Source organism: Leisingera sp. SA215, from assembly GCF_055902035.1.
Window position 1 is genome coordinate 329,326 of sequence record NZ_JBVVXU010000001.1, and the last position, 19,285, is coordinate 348,610.

At 59.2% G+C, this 19,285-nt stretch carries 17 protein-coding genes, 1 tRNA gene and 1 pseudogene; 8 read left to right on the forward strand and 11 right to left on the reverse strand.

Annotated elements, in window-relative coordinates:
* Nucleotides 1–102 precede the first annotated feature (102 nt).
* Both gpt and fabI read right to left on the reverse strand, forming a co-directional pair.
* Nucleotides 103–606: a xanthine phosphoribosyltransferase gene (gene gpt, locus AC0KW6_RS01545; RefSeq protein ID WP_323777990.1), complete on the reverse strand. Its 504-nt coding sequence runs from the start codon at nt 604–606 to the stop codon at nt 103–105.
* Nucleotides 607–679: 73 nt separating this feature from the next.
* Entirely contained in the window at nt 680–1,483 is an 804-nt protein-coding gene (gene fabI, locus AC0KW6_RS01550; RefSeq protein WP_323777988.1) for an enoyl-ACP reductase FabI, read from the reverse strand.
* Nucleotides 1,484–1,615: 132 nt separating this feature from the next.
* On the opposite strand from fabI, the gene pdxH reads away from it, so the two are divergent.
* The 5 genes from pdxH to AC0KW6_RS01575 all read left to right on the forward strand — a co-directional run bounded on the left by pdxH (nt 1,616) and on the right by AC0KW6_RS01575 (nt 7,864).
* The gene (gene pdxH, locus AC0KW6_RS01555) at nt 1,616–2,221 is read left to right on the forward strand and encodes a pyridoxamine 5'-phosphate oxidase (protein ID WP_474033908.1); all 606 of its coding nucleotides are present in this window, start codon (nt 1,616–1,618) and stop codon (nt 2,219–2,221) included.
* A gap of 134 nt (nt 2,222–2,355) precedes the next feature.
* Nucleotides 2,356–2,895, forward strand: a complete 540-nt coding sequence (locus AC0KW6_RS01560) for a cold-shock protein (protein ID WP_323777986.1) — start codon at nt 2,356–2,358, stop codon at nt 2,893–2,895.
* Between the two features lie 43 nt (nt 2,896–2,938).
* Entirely contained in the window at nt 2,939–3,376 is a 438-nt protein-coding gene (locus AC0KW6_RS01565; RefSeq protein ID WP_323777984.1) for a DUF192 domain-containing protein, read from the forward strand.
* Nucleotides 3,377–3,419: 43 nt separating this feature from the next.
* Nucleotides 3,420–3,496: transfer RNA gene (locus AC0KW6_RS01570), tRNA-Pro, on the forward strand.
* Between the two features lie 723 nt (nt 3,497–4,219).
* Nucleotides 4,220–7,864: a vitamin B12-dependent ribonucleotide reductase gene (locus tag AC0KW6_RS01575; RefSeq protein WP_474033909.1), complete on the forward strand. Its 3,645-nt coding sequence runs from the start codon at nt 4,220–4,222 to the stop codon at nt 7,862–7,864.
* 264 nt (nt 7,865–8,128) lie between these two features.
* On the opposite strand, the pseudogene AC0KW6_RS01580 reads toward AC0KW6_RS01575, so the two are convergent.
* The 3 genes and pseudogenes from AC0KW6_RS01580 to AC0KW6_RS01590 all read right to left on the reverse strand — a co-directional run bounded on the left by AC0KW6_RS01580 (nt 8,129) and on the right by AC0KW6_RS01590 (nt 11,430).
* A pseudogene (locus AC0KW6_RS01580) lies at nt 8,129–9,135 on the reverse strand (IS30 family transposase).
* A gap of 150 nt (nt 9,136–9,285) precedes the next feature.
* The gene (locus AC0KW6_RS01585) at nt 9,286–10,149 is read right to left on the reverse strand and encodes an acyl-CoA thioesterase (RefSeq protein WP_474034207.1); all 864 of its coding nucleotides are present in this window, start codon (nt 10,147–10,149) and stop codon (nt 9,286–9,288) included.
* Nucleotides 10,150–10,218: 69 nt separating this feature from the next.
* The gene (locus AC0KW6_RS01590) at nt 10,219–11,430 is read right to left on the reverse strand and encodes a serine hydrolase domain-containing protein (protein WP_474033910.1); all 1,212 of its coding nucleotides are present in this window, start codon (nt 11,428–11,430) and stop codon (nt 10,219–10,221) included.
* Between the two features lie 365 nt (nt 11,431–11,795).
* Here AC0KW6_RS01590 and aroQ point away from each other — a divergent pair, with 365 nt between their 5' ends.
* Nucleotides 11,796–12,245 (forward strand): type II 3-dehydroquinate dehydratase, encoded by a 450-nt coding sequence (gene aroQ, locus AC0KW6_RS01595; protein WP_474033911.1) that lies wholly within the window; start codon nt 11,796–11,798, stop codon nt 12,243–12,245.
* The gene (locus AC0KW6_RS01600; RefSeq protein WP_474033912.1) at nt 12,242–12,997 is read left to right on the forward strand and encodes a helix-turn-helix transcriptional regulator; all 756 of its coding nucleotides are present in this window, start codon (nt 12,242–12,244) and stop codon (nt 12,995–12,997) included. Before aroQ ends, AC0KW6_RS01600 begins: the two co-directional genes overlap by 4 nt.
* Before the next feature lie 513 nt (nt 12,998–13,510).
* On the opposite strand, the gene tsf is transcribed toward AC0KW6_RS01600, so the two are convergent.
* From tsf to AC0KW6_RS01625, 5 genes are all read right to left on the reverse strand, one after another.
* Nucleotides 13,511–14,386 carry a translation elongation factor Ts gene (gene tsf / locus AC0KW6_RS01605; protein WP_323783918.1) on the reverse strand — a complete coding sequence of 292 codons (876 nt, stop codon included), beginning with the start codon at nt 14,384–14,386 and terminating at the stop codon, nt 13,511–13,513.
* Nucleotides 14,387–14,465: 79 nt separating this feature from the next.
* Entirely contained in the window at nt 14,466–15,242 is a 777-nt protein-coding gene (gene rpsB, locus AC0KW6_RS01610) for a 30S ribosomal protein S2 (protein WP_474033913.1), read from the reverse strand.
* A 158-nt stretch (nt 15,243–15,400) separates the two neighbouring features.
* Entirely contained in the window at nt 15,401–16,261 is an 861-nt protein-coding gene (gene olsA / locus AC0KW6_RS01615; RefSeq protein WP_323782369.1) for a lyso-ornithine lipid O-acyltransferase, read from the reverse strand.
* On the reverse strand, nt 16,258–17,019 hold the full coding sequence (gene olsB / locus AC0KW6_RS01620) for an L-ornithine N(alpha)-acyltransferase (protein WP_323782366.1): 762 nt from the start codon (nt 17,017–17,019) through the stop codon (nt 16,258–16,260). The genes olsA and olsB overlap by 4 nt, the downstream gene beginning before the upstream one ends.
* A gap of 107 nt (nt 17,020–17,126) precedes the next feature.
* Nucleotides 17,127–17,309 carry a DUF3553 domain-containing protein gene (locus AC0KW6_RS01625; RefSeq protein ID WP_019297801.1) on the reverse strand — a complete coding sequence of 61 codons (183 nt, stop codon included), beginning with the start codon at nt 17,307–17,309 and terminating at the stop codon, nt 17,127–17,129.
* A 34-nt stretch (nt 17,310–17,343) separates the two neighbouring features.
* Here AC0KW6_RS01625 and AC0KW6_RS01630 point away from each other — a divergent pair, with 34 nt between their 5' ends.
* Nucleotides 17,344–17,940 carry a histidine phosphotransferase family protein gene (locus AC0KW6_RS01630; RefSeq protein WP_474033914.1) on the forward strand — a complete coding sequence of 199 codons (597 nt, stop codon included), beginning with the start codon at nt 17,344–17,346 and terminating at the stop codon, nt 17,938–17,940.
* Nucleotides 17,941–18,002: 62 nt separating this feature from the next.
* On the opposite strand, the gene AC0KW6_RS01635 is transcribed toward AC0KW6_RS01630, so the two are convergent.
* Entirely contained in the window at nt 18,003–19,268 is a 1,266-nt protein-coding gene (locus tag AC0KW6_RS01635) for a glutamate-5-semialdehyde dehydrogenase (RefSeq protein ID WP_323782358.1), read from the reverse strand.
* Between the last annotated feature and the right edge of the window lie 17 nt (nt 19,269–19,285).

The window sequence follows — 19,285 nt, forward strand, 5'->3', positions numbered from 1 at the left end:
TTATGCTTGCCCAACGGGTGCGGCTGCATCAGCCGCAGCTGCGCAAGCAAAGACAGGCGCGCTTTGCAGCGCGCCTGTCCGGGGAATTCCGATCAGGCCGGATCAGTCCTTGCCGCGGTAGGGCTCCACATATTGCAGCGCCATGTCCCAAGGGAAGAAAATCCAGGTGTCCTGGCTGACTTCGGTGATGAAGGTGTCCACCATCGGCCGCCCCTTGGGCTTGGCATAGACGGTGGCAAAATGCGCCTTGGGGTACATGTCGCGCACCAGTTCCAGGGTTTTGCCGCTGTCGACCAGATCGTCGATGATCAGAATCCCCTCACCATCCCCCATCAGGCCGGCATCCGGAGCTTTCAGCACTTCGGCTTCGCCCTGGGATTGATGGTGGTAGGAACGCACCGAGATGGTGTCCACGGTGCGGATGTCCAGTTCGCGGCTGACTATCATCGCCGGCGCCATGCCGCCGCGGGTGATCGCCACCACGGCGCGCCAGGCGCCTTTGCCGGGGCCTTGGCCGTCCAGCCGCCAGGCCAAGGCGCGGCTGTCCCGGTGGATCTGGTCCCAGCTGATGTGGAAGCCTTTTTCGTGCGGCAGGCGATCGGTCATTTTACTTGCTCCCCGCGAAGTCGCGTCAGCTTGCTGAAACCCAAGTTGCACCTGGGTTTCTTTCTGTATTCAATTACTTGGAGATGTCCGGCGCATCCACCGCCTTCATCCCGACGACGTGATAGCCGGCATCCACATGCAGGTTCTCGCCGGTCACGCCCGAGCTGAGGTCGGACAAAAGATAAAGCGCGGACTTGCCGACATCATCAGTGGTCACGTTGCGGCGCAGCGGCGAGTTATACTCGTTCCACTTCATAATGTAACGGAAATCGCCGATGCCGGAGGCGGCCAGGGTCTTGATCGGGCCGGCCGAGATTGCATTGACGCGGATGCCGTCCTTGCCCAGATCCTCGGCCAGGTATTTGACCGAGGCTTCCAGTGCCGCCTTGGCAACGCCCATGACATTATAGTGCGGCATCACTTGCTCGGCACCGTAATAGGTCAGGGTCAGCAGCGAGCCGCCGTCGCTCATCATCTTTTCGGCGCGGTTGGCCACCGCGGTGAACGAGAAGACCGAGATGTCCATGGTCATCTGGAAATTGCTGCGGCTGGTGTCGACATAGCGGCCGCGCAGCTCGTTCTTGTCGGAAAAGCCGATGGCGTGAACGACAAAGTCCAGCTTGCCCCATTTGGCTTCCAGCCCGGCAAACAGGGCATCGATCGACGCCTCGTCCGAGACGTCGCAGGGCAGGACGATATCGCTGCCCAGCTGCGCCGCCAGCGGGTCGACCCGTTTCTTCAATGCGTCGCCCTGATAGGAAAAGGCAAGCTCGGCGCCGGCATCGGCGCAGGCCTTGGCAATCCCCCAAGCGATGGATTTGTCATTGGCCAGGCCCATGATGAGGCCGCGCTTGCCGGCCATCAGGTGATTAGACATGCAGGTTCTCCGCCTGTGATCTGTTAATTACGCGGTGTTTAATATGCCAAGCGGGCGGCGACAAGGGTGCACGCCCTTGCCGCGCGGCAGGAAGGTGCATAGGTTGCCGCCAGATCCGCAAAGAGGTGCCCGATGTCCGACCGTACAGGTATTTTTGCAGGCGACGATCCGTTTGCCATTGCCCGCGCGTGGCTGGGGGAGGCAGAACAGACCGAACCCAACGATCCCAACGCCATAGCCCTGGCCACTGTGGATGAGGACGGATTGCCGAACAGCCGCATGGTCCTGCTCAAGGAAATCGAAGACAGCGCCTTTGTGTTCTACACCAATTACGAGAGCACCAAGGCGCAGGAGCTGGACCAGGCCGGCAAGGCCGCATTTGTGATGCATTGGAAGTCGCTGCGCCGCCAGATCCGGGTGCGCGGCATAGTTAGCCGCGAAGACGGGCCGCAAGCGGATGAATACTACAAGTCCCGTTCGCTCAAAAGCCGCTTGGGGGCCTGGGCCTCAAGGCAATCACAGCCGCTGGACAGCCGCGGCACGCTGATGGCCGAGGTGGCCAAGATAACGGCGATGAAGGGCCCGAACCCGGAGCGGCCGCCGTTCTGGGGCGGTTTCCGCCTGGTGCCGGTTGAAATAGAATTTTGGGCAGATGGCGCATTCCGGCTGCATGACCGGTTTCGCTGGCGCCGCATGAATGCAGCTGCAGAATGGGAAATCCTGCGGCTCAATCCTTAAGTGGAAAAGAAAATGGATTACCTAGCGTCAATAGCGGATTCGTGACAATCTCAAATCTTTTTAGCTTGAAATCCAAGGTCAGAATGGCGCATCAGGACTCCAGTCAAAATTAAAAAACGCGGTGGGGAAAGTTCGTGGCAGAAGATCTCAGCAGCTTGCAGCAAATTCAGGGGCAAGTTAAGTGGTTTGATCCAGCCAAAGGGTACGGGTTTGTCGTATCTGACGAGGGTGGTGCGGACATTCTGCTGCATGTGAATGTATTGCGTAATTTCGGCCAGAGCTCAGTCGCGGACGGCGCCAGGATCGAGATCGTGACCCACCAGACAGGCCGCGGTGTTCAAGCCGTTGAAGTGATCTCCATTCAGCCGCCCGAACGGGATGATACCCCGGTGCTGAGCGATTTTGCCGAACTGGACATGATCAGCCTGAAAAACGAACCGCTGGAGCCTGCGCGGGTCAAATGGTTCGACAAGGGCAAAGGGTTCGGATTTGCCAATGTCTTTGGCCGCGGCGAGGATGTTTTCCTGCATGTCGAAGTGCTGCGTCAGTCCGGGCTGGCGGATCTGCAACCGGGGGAAGCCTTGGCAATGCGGGTGATCGACGGCAAACGCGGCCGTATGGCGGTTGAAGTGCTGGCCTGGGAGGCTGCAATGCTCCCCGGCGGTGAGACCTGAGGCCTTGCGGCGGCGCCTGCTTCAATGGAGCTTGGGCGTCTGCATGTCTGTTGCCGCCGGCACCGCGCTGGCGTCTGAGTGCCAGCTTGCGCGCGCCGATCTGCGCGGCGACTGGGGGCAGGCGGGGTTTGCCGTCGAAATTGCTGATACAGAGGCGGAGCGCGCCCAAGGGCTGATGTTCCGCGAAGAGCTGCCGCGCGGGGCAGGGATGCTGTTTGTCTATGACAGCCCGCAGCCCGCGGCGTTCTGGATGAAGAACACCCTGATCCCCCTCGATATCATTTTTCTGAATGAACACGGGCTGGTGACCTCGGTGCACGAGAACGCCGTGCCCGGCGATCTGACCCCGATTCCAGGCGGCAACGCCGTCTTTGCGGTGCTGGAAATCAACGGCGGTCTTGCCCGCGCCTATGGCATCGCTGCGGGTTCGCAGATGCGCCATGAAGTTTTTTCCCGCAGCGGGGCAGTTTGGCCCTGTTAGGGCTTTTCAAATCAGTTTGGCAGAGATAGGAAGGCGCACGGTCCGGGGCGTGGCGCAGTCTGGTAGCGCACCTGTTTTGGGTACAGGGGGTCGTGAGTTCGAATCTCGCCGCCCCGACCATACTTCTTAAAAATTTGCAGCGAATCTTAGCCGGATCCTTCCGGTTCAAGATTCGTGTTCCGCTTTTGGCAGCTGACAACCGAATTCCGCGATTTGCGGCTTCGTTGCTTCTCGAACACGCCGCAAAGACAGTTTTAACCATTTTCCGTTGAGCCGGCATCAAAAGGCTACCTGGACAATCTGTGGCAACCGGTTCACGGCGCTGAACCGCAAAACGACCTTTTTTTGCCTGTGCAGCGCGCCGGGGCCTGATCCTGGACTATGGTTTTTTCATCGGCATTTAGGCTCCCGGATATCCTTCACCCCTCTGCAACGCAGCAAGCCATTCTCCCGAAAACGGAAATTCAACCCTGCGGCGGCACCGTCCGAAGACGCTGAACCTGACAGGACCTGTGGATGAATCAATGGCAGTCTGCGCAGGCTGCAATCGTCTGGAAGCGTCAACAGCAAAGATAGTCGCCAAGATGTAAATTTAACGTTGACCCTTTGTGTCCAAATACGTCAAATAGTAGACACCGGTTGCGACGGCACTAGATCTGGTGGGCTACCAAGCCGAAGCAACAACGCTGAAAACAACAAACAGTCCTGTGAGAATGGCCGGCGAGGGCCGCAAGTGCGCTATTTGCGGCGTGCGACGGGCGTTTGTGAGTTCCGTGGCCGGGCCTGACGGGTGCTTGGAGCACCGCGACTATTGAACGACGAATGCTTAAAAAGGGGCTGAGCATGAAGATCGAACGGAAATTCACAAAACCCGGACAGGATGCCTATGCTGATCTGGCCTTTGTCTCGGCCACATCGGAAATCCGCAACCCGGACGGCACCATTGTTTTCCGGCTCGACAATATTGAAATCCCCGCATCCTGGAGCCAGGTCGCCAGCGATGTCATCGCGCAGAAGTATTTCCGTAAGGCGGGCGTGCCGTCGCGGTTGAAAAAGGTCCGCGAAAAAGGCGTTCCCGAGTTTCTGTGGCGTTCGGTCCCTGCGGACGGTGCGGTGCTGGGCGGCGAAGTCTCCTCCAAGCAGGTGTTCGATCGTCTGGCCGGCGCCTGGGCCTATTGGGGCTGGAAGGGCGGCTATTTCTCCTCCGAGGACGACGCCCGCGCCTATTACGACGAGATGCGCTATATGCTGGCGACCCAGCGTTCCGCTCCGAATTCACCCCAATGGTTCAACACCGGCCTGCATTGGGCCTATGGCATCGACGGCCCGGCCCAGGGCCATCACTATGTCGACTACAAGACCGGCAAGCTGACCAAATCCGACAGCGCTTATGAGCATCCCCAGCCGCATGCCTGTTTCATCCAGTCGGTTTCGGATGATCTGGTCAAGGACGGCGGCATCATGGATCTGTGGGTGCGCGAGGCGCGCCTGTTCAAATACGGCTCCGGCACCGGCACCAATTTCAGCCACCTGCGCGCCGAGGGCGAGCGGCTGTCCGGCGGCGGCAAATCTTCGGGCCTGATGGGCTTTCTCAAAATCGGCGACCGTGCAGCGGGCGCCATCAAATCAGGCGGTACAACCCGCCGGGCAGCAAAAATGGTGATCGTCGATGCCGATCACCCTGATATCGAGCAGTTCATCGAGTGGAAGGTGCTGGAGGAGCAGAAAGTCGCCTCCATCGTGGCCGGCTCCAAGATGCACGAGAAGATGCTGAACGGCATCTTTGAGGCCATCCGCAGCTGGGACGGCGCCGAAGCGGATGCCTACGACCCGGCGGTCAACACCGGGCTGAAGGGTGCGATCCGCGAAGCCAAGAAGGTGGCGATCCCGGAAACCTACGTCAAGCGGGTGCTGGATTACGCCAAGCAAGGCCATACGTCGATCGAGTTCCCGACCTATGATACCGACTGGGATTCCGAGGCCTACAGCTCTGTCTCGGGTCAGAACTCCAACAACTCGATCCGGGTCACCAATGCTTTCTTGCATGCGGTGGAAAAAGATGCCGACTGGCAGCTGGTCAACCGCACCGATGGTAAGATCGCCAAGGTGGTCAAAGCCCGCGACCTGTGGGAGAAGGTGGGCCATGCAGCCTGGGCCTGCGCTGATCCGGGTATCCAGTTCCACGACACCGTGAACGAATGGCACACCTGCCCGGAAGACGGTGAGATTCGCGGCTCAAACCCTTGTTCTGAATACATGTTCCTGGACGACACAGCCTGCAACCTGGCGTCGCTGAACCTGCTGAGCTTCCTCAAGGACGGGCAGTTTCAGGCCGATGACTATATGCACGCCTGCCGCCTGTGGACGCTGACGCTGGAAATCTCGGTGATGATGGCGCAGTTCCCGTCCAAGGAAATCGCGCAGCGGTCTTATGACTTCCGCACCCTGGGTCTGGGCTATGCCAATATCGGCGGGTTGTTGATGAACATGGGCTACAGCTATGACTCGGACGAGGGCAGGGCGCTGTGCGGTGCGCTGACCGCGCTGATGACCGGCGTGTCCTATGCCACCTCTGCCGAAATCGCCGCGGAGCTGGGGCCCTTCCCGGGGTATGCAAAAAATACGGACCACATGCTGCGCGTGATCCGCAACCACCGCAACGCTGCAAAGGGCAACCCGGACGGTTACGAGGCGCTGTCGGTTGCGCCGGTTCCGCTGGACATTACCAACTGCCCTGACGTGCTGCTGACCGATCTGGCCGCCAGCGCCTGGGACGAGGCGCTGGAGCTGGGTGAAAAGCACGGTTACCGCAATGCGCAGACCACAGTAATTGCGCCCACTGGCACCATCGGCCTGGTGATGGACTGCGACACCACGGGCATCGAGCCTGACTTTGCCCTGGTGAAGTTCAAGAAGCTGGCTGGCGGCGGTTACTTCAAAATCATCAACCGGTCAGTTCCGGCGGCGCTGGAGGGGCTGGGTTACAGCTCTGCCCAGATCCAGGAAATTGTGTCTTACGCAGTTGGCCATGGCTCCATTGGCAACGCGCCGGGCATCAATCACACGTCGCTGGCCGGCCATGGGTTCGGCCCCAATGAGCTGGCCAAAGTCGATGCGGCGCTGGAATCGGCCTTTGACATCCGTTTCGTGTTCAATCAGTGGACCCTGGGCGAGGATTTCTGCACAGGTGTTCTGGGCATCCCCGCGCCCAAGCTGAATGATCCGACCTTTGACCTGCTTCGCCACCTGGGATTTACCAAGGCGGACATTGAGGCGGCCAATGACCACGTGTGCGGGACCATGACGCTGGAAGGCGCACCGCATCTGCAGGAAGAGCATTATGCAATCTTTGACTGTGCCAACCCCTGTGGCAAAAAAGGCATGCGTTTCCTGAGTGTTGACAGCCATATCTACATGATGGCGGCGGCCCAAAGCTTTATCTCCGGTGCGATTTCCAAAACCATCAACATGCCGAATTCGGCCACCATCGAGGACTGCCAGAAAGCCTATGAGCTGAGCTGGAGCCTGGGGGTGAAAGCCAACGCGCTTTACCGCGATGGCTCCAAGCTGAGCCAGCCTCTGGCAGCGGCGCTGGTCGAGGATGACGATGAGGCGGCAGAGGTGCTGGAAAGCGGCTCCAGCCAGGAAAAGGCCGCGGTTCTGGCCGAAAAGATCATCGAGAAAGTGGTGGTCAAGGAGCTGGTCCGCAGCAACCGCGAGAAGATGCCCCAGCGCCGCAAGGGCTATACGCAGAAGGCGGTTGTCGGCGGTCACAAAGTGTATTTGCGCACCGGTGAATACTCTGACGGAACCTTGGGCGAAATTTTCATCGACATGCACAAGGAAGGTGCGGGCTTCCGCGCGATGATGAACAATTTTGCCATCGCGGTATCGGTCGGCCTGCAATACGGGGTGCCGCTGGAAGAATTTGTGGATGCGTTCACCTTCACCAAGTTTGAGCCCGCCGGCATGGTCCAGGGCAACGACTCGATCAAGAACGCGACCTCGATCCTAGATTACGTGTTCCGCGAACTGGCCGTCAGCTATCTGGACCGGACAGATCTGGCCCATGTGAAGCCCGAAGGCGCAGCCTTCGACGACCTGGGCCGCGGCGAGGAAGACGGCGTGTCGAACCTGTCCGAGCTGAGTGAAACCGCCGCCTCGCGGTCGCTGGAAGTGTTGAAGCAGATCTCGTCGACCGGCTATCTGCGCAAGCGGCTGCCGCAGGAGCTGGTGGTGTTGCAAGGCGGTCAGACCGAGGCAAGCAGCGCTGCAACCGGAACCGATCCCGTCGCGGCGCTGCAGACTCTGGTGCCAGAGACCGGGGAGGCGAGCGCGCATTCCGGCGGCGGCATGGACGCGCGTGCCAAGGCAAAAATGCAAGGCTACGAGGGCGAAGCTTGCGGCGAATGCGGCAACTACACATTGGTGCGCAATGGCACCTGCATGAAGTGCAACACCTGCGGCGGGACCTCCGGCTGCAGCTGAAGGACACTGTCTGCGTCTCTGAATTTTCCTTGGTGGCGCAGACGAATTCTGGGAGCAATGCCACTGCTTCCAACGCTATCAGGAACGGGTGCGCCCGTTCTGAACACCGAGAAGGCCCAGGTAAGAAAACTTTCGGGCAGTCAATGAAGGAGCCTGACCGGTGATAACTGGCTTCCTCTGTTCTCAGAGGAAGCCATTTTCTTGACTGCGGGCGGAACTGCCAACTGTGAACTCACGGTGAAGTGGAGTTTCTGATATCCTGTTTTATTCCAACCGGTTCTGGATTTCCATCAGGTTGGATTCGAAGACCTCGGGCGGTGTCCGATAGCCAAGGCATTTGCCCGGCGTGGAATTGAGGCGGTGGCAAATCGACCTTAAATTTCGATTTGTCAGCGCCGTCGGCTCAGTCGAGCGGGGCAGGTATTTTCTCAGCCTGTTGTTGGTGTTTTTGTGCCTTTCTGCCAGGGAGCCTGGGGGGCACAAAACCAACTGACGGCTCCGACACCATCCTTCAGGCGCTGCCAAGCTGAGAACTCGGTGCCGCGGTCGAAAGTGATCGACTGGCGCGCGTCCGCTGGCAGGGGAGCCAACCCGTTGATCAGAGCTTCCATGACCGGCTTCGAATGACGATCTTCGTTGCGCATGACGACAGTGTAACGGCTGACGCGCTCAACCAGAGACGTGACGTTGATCTTTCCATGTTCCTTGCGGAACATCATCAGGTCGCATTCCCAGTGGCCAAATTCCGTGCGCGCTGCACTGCGCTCAGGCCTGCGTGACTGGCTTTGGCTGTCGAAGATCCGGGTGCGGTTTTGCCTGCGGTGCCCACGTGGTCTGCGGCGTTTCCGGTGCTCGGGAAGATGCCGGTAAAAGGCTTCGGCCCGGCCATCCTTGGAATAGGCAAACCGGTAAATCGTCTCGAGGCTGAGCCGGACCGGATGACGCTCGAACCGCATCCGGCCGGCGATCTGCTCCGGTGACCATCCGGCCTTGAGCCGGTCTTCGATAGCGGCTTTCAGCTCGGGGTATACGATCATCTTCCGGTGGACCGCGCGGCGCTTCTCGTACATGTCTTGAGCCGCTACGGCGTGATATCCGTCCAACTCCGGAAGTTCCGCATCGGTGTACCGGTTCCGCTTAATGTCCCGATAGAGTGTAGAAGCGGAGCGGCCCAACCAATCTGCCATCTCTGCAATCGGCATTTTGACTTCAAGCCACTTGGCAATCTTCCGGCGTTCATCCAGACTCAGGTGAGAGTAGCAGCGTCCCATTCAACATCCTCCGTGCAAGCTTCTGTATTCGTACAGAATTTGCACTTCGTTTGTGAATCCACCCCGCGTACATATCAAGGTCTCATAATCAAGATTATGTAAAGTCCGATGATTCTGAATCAATCTGGATTTGCAGAAAACTTCCAATTTTCAATCACTTACCGGGCGCAGCAAACCCTCTTGGGCAACGCTGGCAATCAGGTGACCGTCCTCTGTGTATATTGACCCGCGATTGAAACCACGGCCGTTGCCTGTGAACGGTGCGTCCATTGTGTAAAGATGCCAGTTCTCAAAATGGACTGCTGCGTGGAACCACATTGCATGATCCAGGCTGGCGGTCATGGCGGCGGGTTTGTGAAACGTCAGCCCATGCGGCCGCATCGATGATCCGAGCAAGCCAAAGTCCGAGGCATAAGCCATCAGGATATGCTGCAGCTCAGGTCCGGCCCCTTTGGCCGCTTCCATTCTGATCCACATATGATTGATATCGGTGGTTTCTTCCGGCTCCAGCGGGTCGCGCGGCGCAATTTCGCGGATCTCGAAGGGCCGCGGTCTGGTGAATTCTCCGCGCTTGGCCGGGTCGACCCGGAACGCATTGCGCAAGAGAATTTTGTCACGCGGCTCCAGCGCCGCCGGCGCCGGAACATCCGGCATTTGGTGCTGAAACTCCCAGCCGGGTTCCGGCGCATGAAAGGAACATGCCAGGTTCAGGATCTGCTTGCCATTCTGCATCGCCACCACCCGCCGGGTGGTAAAGCTGCGGCCGTCCCGGGCCGGGTCAACTTCGTAGATAACCGGTCTGGACGGATCGCCAGGACGAATGAAATACGCATGAAGAGAATGGCATAAGCGTCCGGAAACAGTTGCATATGCAGCTGTCAGCGCCTGTGCGATCACCTGACCGCCATAGATACGGGTCGGCGTTTCGCCGCCGGAACCGGACCCGCGGTACAGATTAGTATCGAGTGCTTCCAGATCCAGCAGATCAAGGAGGACTTTGGCGGTATCCGGCATTTGCAGCACTTTCGTTGGTCTTTTCTGATGCAGAACGGTCATCTTACCTGGAACCGCTGCAGGTGGAAGTTATTCTGCAATGGCGCCGTGGACCAGTGCTTTGAGTTCCGGCCGTGCCGGGTACGAACTGGAAGGCGCCAGCTGGGTGAAAAACACCACAGACACATCAAGCTGCCGGTCCACCCAGAAGAACGTAGACGCAATGCCGCCCCAGCTGAAATCGCCGACGGAGCCGGGGCACCGCGCCCGTGCCGGGTTCAGGACAACCGCGCCGCCAAGACCAAAGCCCATGCCCTCCATCGGCTGTTCGGCAAAGCTTTGCGGCCCCATCGAAGCAATGTCGCTTACGAGGTGGTTTTGCATCATGAAATCAGCAGTTTGCGGGCTGATTATAAAGTCGTCCTTGCCGCGGCCGCGGCACCGGAGCATTTCGGTGAATGCCATGTAGTCGTCAATTGTGCCGATCAACCCGCCGCCGCCGGAGTGCATTTCACTCTGCCAGAAGGATGAATGCGGATAACTGTCGGTCAGACGCAGGCTGTCCGTGCCGGTCTCTGCGGAATTCAGCGCCATGGCGTCACCCGCCAGCGGAGTATAGAGAGAGGCAAACCGGTTCCCTGCCCCGCTGGCCGGCTGGAACCCGGTCTCCGCCATTCCCAGCGGTTCAAAGATCACCTCTTGCAAGAGCTGGTCCAGTGGCTTTCCTGAGACAATTTCGGCAACGCGGCCCAGCACATCGGTCGACACGGAATACTCCCAGCGGGATCCCGGTTCGAACGCCAGCGGCAGCCGGGCAAGCCGGGCCACCATCGGGGCCAGTGTTCCTTGGTCCGGCTTGAACAACAAACCCTCCCTGGCCATGGCTTCCGGCAGGACGCCCGGGTTGAAAGGATAACTCAGCCCGCTGGTGTGGGTCAGCAGCTGATGAAGTGTCGGAGCAGTGCAGGGCCGGGTCTGGCTGATCCGGCTGGCCCCGGGCACCAACGCCTGCATATCGTTGAATTCCGGCAGGAAATCACTGACGGGGGCATCCAGATGGAACAGCCCCTGTTCCAAAAGAGACATCACGGCCACAGAGGTCACCGGCTTGGTCATCGAGTAAAGGCGCACCAGCGTATCACGGGTGAACGGCAGATCCTCCGCGATGTTGCGCAGGCCAGCCGCGTGGAAATACTGTTCCTCGCCGCGGCGGCGGATCAAAAGAGAGCTTCCTGGATACTTCCCCTCATCCACATAGCGTTGCTGCCAGCGCCTGATGGGTTCCAGCCGGTCTGATTTCATCGCCGTGCCCTCGCTTTGCTCTGTCTCGTTGATCCCGAATATGCAGTCAACGGGACTGTATACCGTGTTTCAAAAGGAGACGAGCCGGATGACGGTGAGTTTCAGGTTCCGGGGCACCGGTGCTGGGTTATTATTCAGCAAAAACTACACCGCCCAATGACTTTGCGGGCTTAAAATGACTGCACCCTGTGGTCGAAAGTGAGAGCAATAGACGGCCGGTGATTGTGCCGGGAGATTGCTTGCCTCAGCGGGTTCGGTAAATTCCAAATTTCGAATTTTTCGAAATCCGGCGCGTTTGCATGATCGCATTTGCAGAAAATTTGTCTTAGTACTTCAAAGGGAAGGACGAAAAGGAAACTGATCCGATGACGAGCATTCTGGTATTGAACGGCCCCAACCTCAACCTGCTTGGCACCCGGCAGCCGGACGTCTATGGCTCGGTCACCCTGGCGATGGTCGAGCAGGCCTGTGCCGAACATGGTCAGAAGCTTGGCGTCTCGGTCAGCTGCTTCCAGTCGAACCACGAAGGGGCGCTGATTGATGCCATTCATGCGGCCAAGGGGCAGTACCAGGGGATCATCCTGAACGCCGGTGCTTATACGCATACGTCTATTGCGCTGATGGATGCCTTGATTTCCGTAGAGATCCCGGCCGTTGAAGTGCATCTCTCCAACATTCACGCACGCGAGCCATTCCGGCACACCTCCTATATTTCCAAGGCGGCACTGGGGCAGATTTGCGGTTTTGGCGCACAGGGATACCTGCTGGCGCTGGACGCATTGAAAGTACATTTTGAAAAGGCCGTAAATTTATGAATGTAAATGAATACCTGAACTTTCTTTGCGGCGCTCAAAGCCTGGAAGAGCTGTGGGACGGGCATGTCCGGCAAATGTCCAGGTTCGGCTTCGACCGGCTGATTTACGGCTATACCCGGTACAAGACGGAAACCTCGCTGGGGGATCCGGACGATTTTGTTATCCTGTCCAATCATGACAGCGAATATCTGAACGGCTTTCTGCACCAGGGGCTGTATTTCCACGCGCCGATGCTTCGCTGGGCGTTGGAGAATGAAGGCGCTGGCAGCTGGCGTATCGTGCAGGACATGATTGCCGGCGGTACCCTTGGACCGGAAGCCCGGCGGGTGCATGAGTTCAATCAGAAACTCGACATGAATGCCGGCTATACTGTCAGTTTCTACTCTGCGTCTCCGCGCTACAAGGGCGCGATATCGCTGGCTGCAAAAGCCGGCATGTGTCAGGAAGCGGTGGATGCGCTGTGGCAAAAGTCGGGCGAGGACATCGTGCTGATGAACAATGTGGCCCATCTGAAAATCCTCACCCTGCCCTATACAGCGCCGAACCGCAGCCTTACCAAACGGCAGCGGGAGGTTTTGCAATGGGTTGGCGATGGCAAAACCACGCAGGACATTGCACTTTTGATGGAGCTTACACCTGCGACGGTTGAAAAACACCTGCGCCTTGCCAGAGAGTCGCTGTCGGTAGAGACAACCGCCCAGGCCGTTCTGAAGGCAGCGCTGCACAATCAGATGTATATCATGGATGCCTAAGGCAGCTGCGTGGCTGCCGCCGCCCCTTGGCGGCTCAATAGGCAAGCTGCGCCAGCTCCCGGTTCGTATGCAAGAAGCGGAAACTCAACCGGTTTTCCACACCGCCGCGCCTTTACTAAGCTGTAGGAAGTATGGAATCCTATACTACCGTTATAGGTTGATATTCTGCATGTTGCCCCTGTTCCGTGAGTGGTGGCTTTGGCCAAGGAACTAATGGGTAACGACCCTTGCGATTTCAAGGCTCTCCTACCTGGTCAGGGATAGGCGCGTATTGATCCGCGTCTATTCCGGATACAGAGGGGCCTCGCCCATCCCCATCAGTGGGGTCCCTCACATTCCTGCTGCAGCTCTCCCGTGCCCTGAACACGGATAGTACATGTCAGCCGCTGGGCAGCCAGCGCCCGGCAGCGCTGTCCGCGTGCGGGGGGATACGGCCGAAACAAAACCGGCAGGGATGACCCTGCCGGTTTCTGAGATTTATCTTGAAAGCTGATCCGCCCGGATCAGCTTAAATCAGCCTTGTGCCGCCTTGGCAACTTCAGCGGCAAAGTCTTCTTTTTCGACTTCGATGCCTTCGCCGACTTCGACGCGGGCGAAACCGGTGATGGTTGCGCCTGCCTCTTTGGCTGCGGCTTCAACGGTCAGGTCCGGGTTCACAACGAACTGCTGGTTCAGCAGGGTCGATTCCGCGACGAATTTCTTCATCCGTCCAACGATCATCTTTTCAATCACCTGCTCCGGCTTGCCGGATTCGCGGGCGATGTCCATCTGAACCTGCTTTTCTTTCTCAACCACAGCGGCGTCCATGTCGGCTTCGGACAGTGCCGCGGGGTTGGCAGCTGCAATGTGCATTGCAATCTGTTTGCCGATCGCTGCGTCGCCGCCGGTCATGGCAACCAGAACACCGATCTTGCCCATGCCTGCAGCAGCGGCGTTGTGCACGTAGGACACAACGGTTTCGCCTTCCAGCGCGGCCATGCGGCGGACCGACATGTTTTCGCCAATGGTGGCGATCTTGTCGGTGATCGTCTCGGCAACGGTCTTGCCGCCCATGTCGGCAGCTTTCAGCGCTTCAACGTCGGAAACACCCAGGGCTGCTTTAGCAATGCCGCCGACCATTTCCTGGAATTCGGCGTTCTTGCCGACAAAGTCGGTTTCCGAGTTCACTTCGACGGCAACGCCTTTGTTGCCTTCGACGATCACGGCAACCAGGCCTTCTGCGGCGGTGCGGCCGGATTTCTTGGCAGCCTTGGCGAGGCCTTTGGTGCGCAGCCAGTCAACCGCGGCTTCCATGTCGCCGTTGTTTTCGACCAGGGCTTTCTTCGCGTCCATCATGCCTGCGCCGGTGGATTCGCGCAGTTCTTTCACCATAGCAGCAGTGATTGCCATCTTAGGCTCTCCTCAATTCAAAAACAGATTTGGGGCAGGTGATACCCTGCCCCGCATGTCAGTTCCGTGACGGGACGGATCAGGCGTCAGCAGCGGCGGCTTCTTCAGCCACAGCTTCTTCGGCCGGCGCGTCTTCCAGTGCGCCCAGGTCAACGCCTGCGGCACCCAGCTGTGCGGACATGCCGTCCAGTGCCGCACGGGCAACCAGGTCGCAGTACAGCGAAATGGCGCGCGATGCGTCGTCGTTGCCCGGAATGATGAAGTCCACGCCGTCGGGGGAGCAGTTGGTGTCGACAACAGCCACAACCGGAATGCCCAGTTTCTTGGCTTCGGCGATGGCCAGCGCTTCTTTTTTCACGTCGATGACGAACAGCAGGTCCGGCACGCCGCCCATTTCACGGATGCCGCCCAGAGACGCTTCCAGCTTCTCCTGGTCGCGCTCCATGCCCAGACGCTCTTTCTTGGTCAGGCCTTCGGCGCCGGAGGACATCTTCTCGTCGATTTCCTTCAGGCGGTTGATCGACTGGGAAACGGTTTTCCAGTTTGTCAGGGTGCCGCCGAGCCAGCGGTGGTTCATGAAGTACTGAGCCGACTTTTCAGCCGCTTCGGCAATCGGGCCGGCTGCCTGGCGCTTGGTGCCGACAAACAGGACGCGGCCGCCCTTGGCAACGGTGTCACGGACAACCTGCAGCGCCTGGTCCAGCATCGGAACAGTCTGGGTCAGGTCCATGATGTGGATGCCGTTGCGCGCACCGTAGATGAACGGCGCCATGCGCGGGTTCCAGCGCTGGGTCTGGTGGCCGAAGTGAACGCCAGCTTCGAGCAGCTGACGCATGGTGAACTCAGGAAGAGCCATGCTATTATATCCTTTCCGGTTTCAATCCTCGGCGGGGGTTCAGAGCGGATGCTCCAACCGGGGGTCCGTCAGGGATGTCTCCCCTGATCAGGCCAAACCCCGCCTGCGGGTTCGTAGGCGCGCTCATAGAGCAGAAATTGTCAGCTGACAATAGCGGATCAGGCGGAATCGGCTTCCGGCCTCAATTTCCAGCCACCCAAGGCGCGGCGGTGGCCGTCTTTTACTATTGCCCCAGCCGCCGCGGCCAGGGCTTTGCGGTCTGCAAAACCGGCAACCTTCAAGGGCTGATGGTAAATCAGTTCCACCTGGCCCTGCCGCGGGGCTGCCAGGATTTTAAGAAGATGCGGCCCGAAATCCATATCCCCCCACCAGCCGTAAAACCGGGCCGGAGCGCCTTCCGGCGCATGATAGCAGACTGAAACAGGCTGGATGTGCAGATCCTCGCGCAGTTGTTCTGAAAAGAACGCCGCAAAGAGCGTCGTTTTAAAGGGCAAAACTCTCAAACCATCGGTCGAGGTGCCCTCGGGGAAAAACAGCAGCTTGTGACCTGCCAGCAGGCGCTGTTCAAACAGGACGGCCTGTTCCCTGGCCTTTTTGGGATCGCGTTCGATGAAAACTGTTCCGGTGGCCCGCGCGAGCCAGCCAATCCCCGGCCATTTTGCGACTTCCGCCTTGGAGACAAAGTAGATCCGCTTACGCGCATTGAGAGCAAAGATATCCAGCCAGGAGACATGATTGGCCACCACGGCCCCTTTTTGACGCATCAACGCCCCACGGGTTCTGAAGCTGATCCCGAGAATGCGAAAGGCGTTGCGGCAGACAAACTGCGTGATGAACGGCGTCACCGGCCGCTGCACGCCGAAAACCGGCCGTTCGATCAGCCGCAAGGCCAGCAGAACCAGCAAACCGCCAAAAACCAGCACCGCCAGCGGCAGTCCGCGCACCAGCACCAGCAGCCAGCCCAGGGTACCGATCCGGACTGGATCCGGCGCCTCTTCGCTTTGCCAGCTGATGCTCATCCCCGGTCCTTGCCTCCGGTATAAATCCTGCGCTGGCGGTCGTTCATGCGCGCAGTGTCGAGGATCAGGCACACGTCGGTGGTGTTGAAAGCCTGATCGATATAGGCGCCCTCGCCCACAAATCCGCCCAGCCGAAGATACGCTTTGATCAGTGCCGGGGTTTCCACCATCGCACGTTTGCGGTCGAGATCATCTGCGGCCACCAAGTTCATGGATTGAAACGCTTTTGATCGCACGCGAAGTTCGGGCGGGGCAAGGTGATTGTGGTGCAGCAAGGCCAGCGGATCGGCCAGCCCAGCTGGGTCGGTGCCGTGAAAGCTTGCAACCCCGAAAAGAACCTCGATTCTGTGGGCCTCCACATAGCCGGCCAGTCCGGACCAGAGGTGAAACATCGCCATGCCGCCGCGGTAATCCGCATGCAAACAAGAGCGTCCCAGCTCCAGCAGCCTGCGGCCCGAAGACTTCAGCACGGTCAGATCATATTCGTCCTCGGAATAAAATTGTCCAGCCTTGGCGGCCTGATCATCGCGCAGCAGACGGTAGACACCGGCCACCGTGCCCGTGGTGTCATCGATCACCAGCATATGGTCAAAAAACGGGTCGAACCTGTCCCGCTCCAGCCCCGCATCATGGTCCACCATCGCGCCGCCGCCGCCAAGCTCCCGCACAAATACGTCATACCGCAGGGCCTGTGCCGCGCGCAGTTCCGCATCTGTTTCAGCGATCCTGACGGAAAATTCCGGGGGGCAGTCTTGCATTTGGTCACCATTACGTCGATCAGGCTTGAGCGCATGCTTCTATTAAGGCAAAGAACGCGCAGCTTTTAAGGCGAATTAGACGGGGTTCGTTAACACTTCATAAACCGTTATGGATCAAAGACGGGAATAAGGGAGACGCGCGCACCGTCAATCACAAGCTTGCCCTGGTCGGGGAAATTCACGGTGATCTTGCCGCCCGCATTTGACTGCACCTGCCCAACACCCCATTCAGGGTGATCCGGGTGCCGGACGTACATGCCGGGGGCTAAAATAGCGTTGAGGTCATTCATTGGCGGGTGGCCCAGTTCGGAGGAAGTTGAAGTTATGGGTGTAGATAACGCCAATTTGGCCGCTTTGGTAGGGTCCCGGATCTGTCATGATCTGATCAGCCCCGTCGGTGCCATCAACAACGGTTTGGAACTGCTTGGAATGGCGGGCAGCATGTCCGGACCTGAACTTGAACTGATCTCTGACAGTGTGGCCAATGCCAATGCGCGCATCCGTTTTTTCCGTATTGCCTTTGGCGCTGCAGGCGACCAGCAAATGAGCCGTGCCGAGTTGGTTTCTGTGCTGGAGGACATCAGCAAGGGCGCCCGGATCAAATACCAATGGTCCCCGCTGGAGGGCTGCACCCGCAGCGAGGCGCGGTTGTCCCTGTTGGCGGCGCTGTGCCTGGAATCCGCTCTGCCCTATGGTGGAACGGTCAAGATTTTCTGTGCCGGCGGCAAATGGACGGTGATGGGCGAAGGCCGCAAGCTGAACGTGGATGATGAGCTGTGGGCGCGGGTCAGCGGCGGCAATTCAAGTGCGGAAATCACGCCTGCCTTGGTGCAATTTGCCCTGCTGCCCGAGGCCGCCAGGGAATCAGACCGTACCGTCCGGCTGGAGCAAAATCTGGAAAAGATCACGCTGCAGTTCTGATATCCACCATCATTCGCAAAGAAACGCCGGGAGTTTTCCCGGCGTTTTGAATTTTCCACCGCTTAAGCCCGGGTGGCCCCGTCGCCGCGCACCAGGTATTTGAAGCTGGTCAGCTGGGTAGCCCCCACCGGGCCGCGCGCATGCATCTTGCCGGTAGCAATACCGATTTCCGCACCCATGCCGAACTCTCCGCCGTCGGCGAACTGGGTGGAGGCGTTGTGCATCAGGATCGCGCTGTCGAGTTCAGCAAAGAATTTCTGAACCGCCGCTTCTTCCTCGGTGATGATGCAATCGGTGTGCTGCGAGTGATGCGTGCGGATGTGCTGGATTGCTTCGTCAATGTCCGCGACCTGTTTCGCGGCGATGATGGAATCCAGATATTCCTTGCCCCAATCCTCGTCATTCGCGGTGACCATGCTGTCCGGTCCCGGCAGGCCCGCTTCGGCACGGATTTCCACCCCGGCAGCAGACAGGCTGTCCAGCACCGCCTTGCCCAAGGTCGGCGCGATGTCCTGATGGATCAGCAAACACTCCGCGGCGCCGCAGATCCCGGTGCGGCGGGTCTTGGCGTTCAGCACCACGTCCAGCGCCTTTTGCGGATCGGCGGACTTGTCCAGATAGATGTGCACGATGCCTTCCAAATGGGCAAAGACAGGCACCCGCGCCTCGCGCTGAACCAGGCCGACCAGTCCTTTGCCGCCGCGGGGCACGATGACGTCGACATAATCGGTCATGGTCAGCAGCTGCTGCACCGCGGCCCGGTCGCGGGTCGGCACCAGCTGAACAGCGTCTTCGGGCAGACCGGCGGATTTAAGGCCTTCGGCCAGGCAGGCATGAATTGCCTTGGAGGAATGAAAGCTTTCCGAGCCGCCGCGCAGAATGACGGCATTGCCCGATTTCAGGCACAGCGCGCCGGCGTCCGCCGTCACATTCGGGCGGCTTTCGTAGATCACGCCGATCACCCCCAGCGGCGTGCGCACGCGCTGGATTCTGAGGCCGGTGGGCTGTTCCCACTCCTCCATCACCTCCCCCACAGGATCGCGTTGTTCTGCCACCGCGCGCAGACCGTCGACGATGCCTTGGATGCGGGGCTCGTCCAGCATCAGCCGGTCCATCATCGCGCCGGACAGTCCCTTGCCGCGGCCGAACTCCAAGTCCTTGGCGTTCTCAGCAATGATTTCCGCCCGGCGGTTCCAAACCGCTTCGGCGGCGCCGATCAAAGCGGCATGTTTGCGCTCTGCGCTGGCTGTTGCCAGGATTTGCGCCGCTTGCTTGGCACGTTTGCCAAGATCCGCCATCACAGCGGGGATGTTTTCATTGTCTTTCATGTGTCTCGCGCCCTTGC

Excerpts from the sequence above, each read along its gene's own strand:
- AC0KW6_RS01630 (WP_474033914.1), top strand. The coding sequence starts at position 17,344 with ATGGGTGTAGATAACGCCAATTTGGCCGCTTTGGTAGGGTCCCGGATC.
- olsA (WP_323782369.1), bottom strand. The coding sequence starts at position 16,261 with ATGAGCATCAGCTGGCAAAGCGAAGAGGCGCCGGATCCAGTCCGGATC.
- olsB (WP_323782366.1), bottom strand. The coding sequence starts at position 17,019 with ATGCAAGACTGCCCCCCGGAATTTTCCGTCAGGATCGCTGAAACAGAT.
- AC0KW6_RS01565 (WP_323777984.1), top strand. The coding sequence starts at position 2,939 with ATGTCTGTTGCCGCCGGCACCGCGCTGGCGTCTGAGTGCCAGCTTGCG.
- tsf (WP_323783918.1), bottom strand. The coding sequence starts at position 14,386 with ATGGCAATCACTGCTGCTATGGTGAAAGAACTGCGCGAATCCACCGGC.
- aroQ (WP_474033911.1), top strand. The coding sequence starts at position 11,796 with ATGACGAGCATTCTGGTATTGAACGGCCCCAACCTCAACCTGCTTGGC.
- rpsB (WP_474033913.1), bottom strand. The coding sequence starts at position 15,242 with ATGGCTCTTCCTGAGTTCACCATGCGTCAGCTGCTCGAAGCTGGCGTT.
- fabI (WP_323777988.1), bottom strand. The coding sequence starts at position 1,483 with ATGTCTAATCACCTGATGGCCGGCAAGCGCGGCCTCATCATGGGCCTG.
- AC0KW6_RS01575 (WP_474033909.1), top strand. The coding sequence starts at position 4,220 with ATGAAGATCGAACGGAAATTCACAAAACCCGGACAGGATGCCTATGCT.
- AC0KW6_RS01625 (WP_019297801.1), bottom strand. The coding sequence starts at position 17,309 with ATGAATGACCTCAACGCTATTTTAGCCCCCGGCATGTACGTCCGGCAC.
- pdxH (WP_474033908.1), top strand. The coding sequence starts at position 1,616 with ATGTCCGACCGTACAGGTATTTTTGCAGGCGACGATCCGTTTGCCATT.
- AC0KW6_RS01585 (WP_474034207.1), bottom strand. The coding sequence starts at position 10,149 with ATGCCGGATACCGCCAAAGTCCTCCTTGATCTGCTGGATCTGGAAGCA.
- AC0KW6_RS01600 (WP_474033912.1), top strand. The coding sequence starts at position 12,242 with ATGAATGTAAATGAATACCTGAACTTTCTTTGCGGCGCTCAAAGCCTG.
- AC0KW6_RS01590 (WP_474033910.1), bottom strand. The coding sequence starts at position 11,430 with ATGAAATCAGACCGGCTGGAACCCATCAGGCGCTGGCAGCAACGCTAT.
- AC0KW6_RS01635 (WP_323782358.1), bottom strand. The coding sequence starts at position 19,268 with ATGAAAGACAATGAAAACATCCCCGCTGTGATGGCGGATCTTGGCAAA.
- gpt (WP_323777990.1), bottom strand. The coding sequence starts at position 606 with ATGACCGATCGCCTGCCGCACGAAAAAGGCTTCCACATCAGCTGGGAC.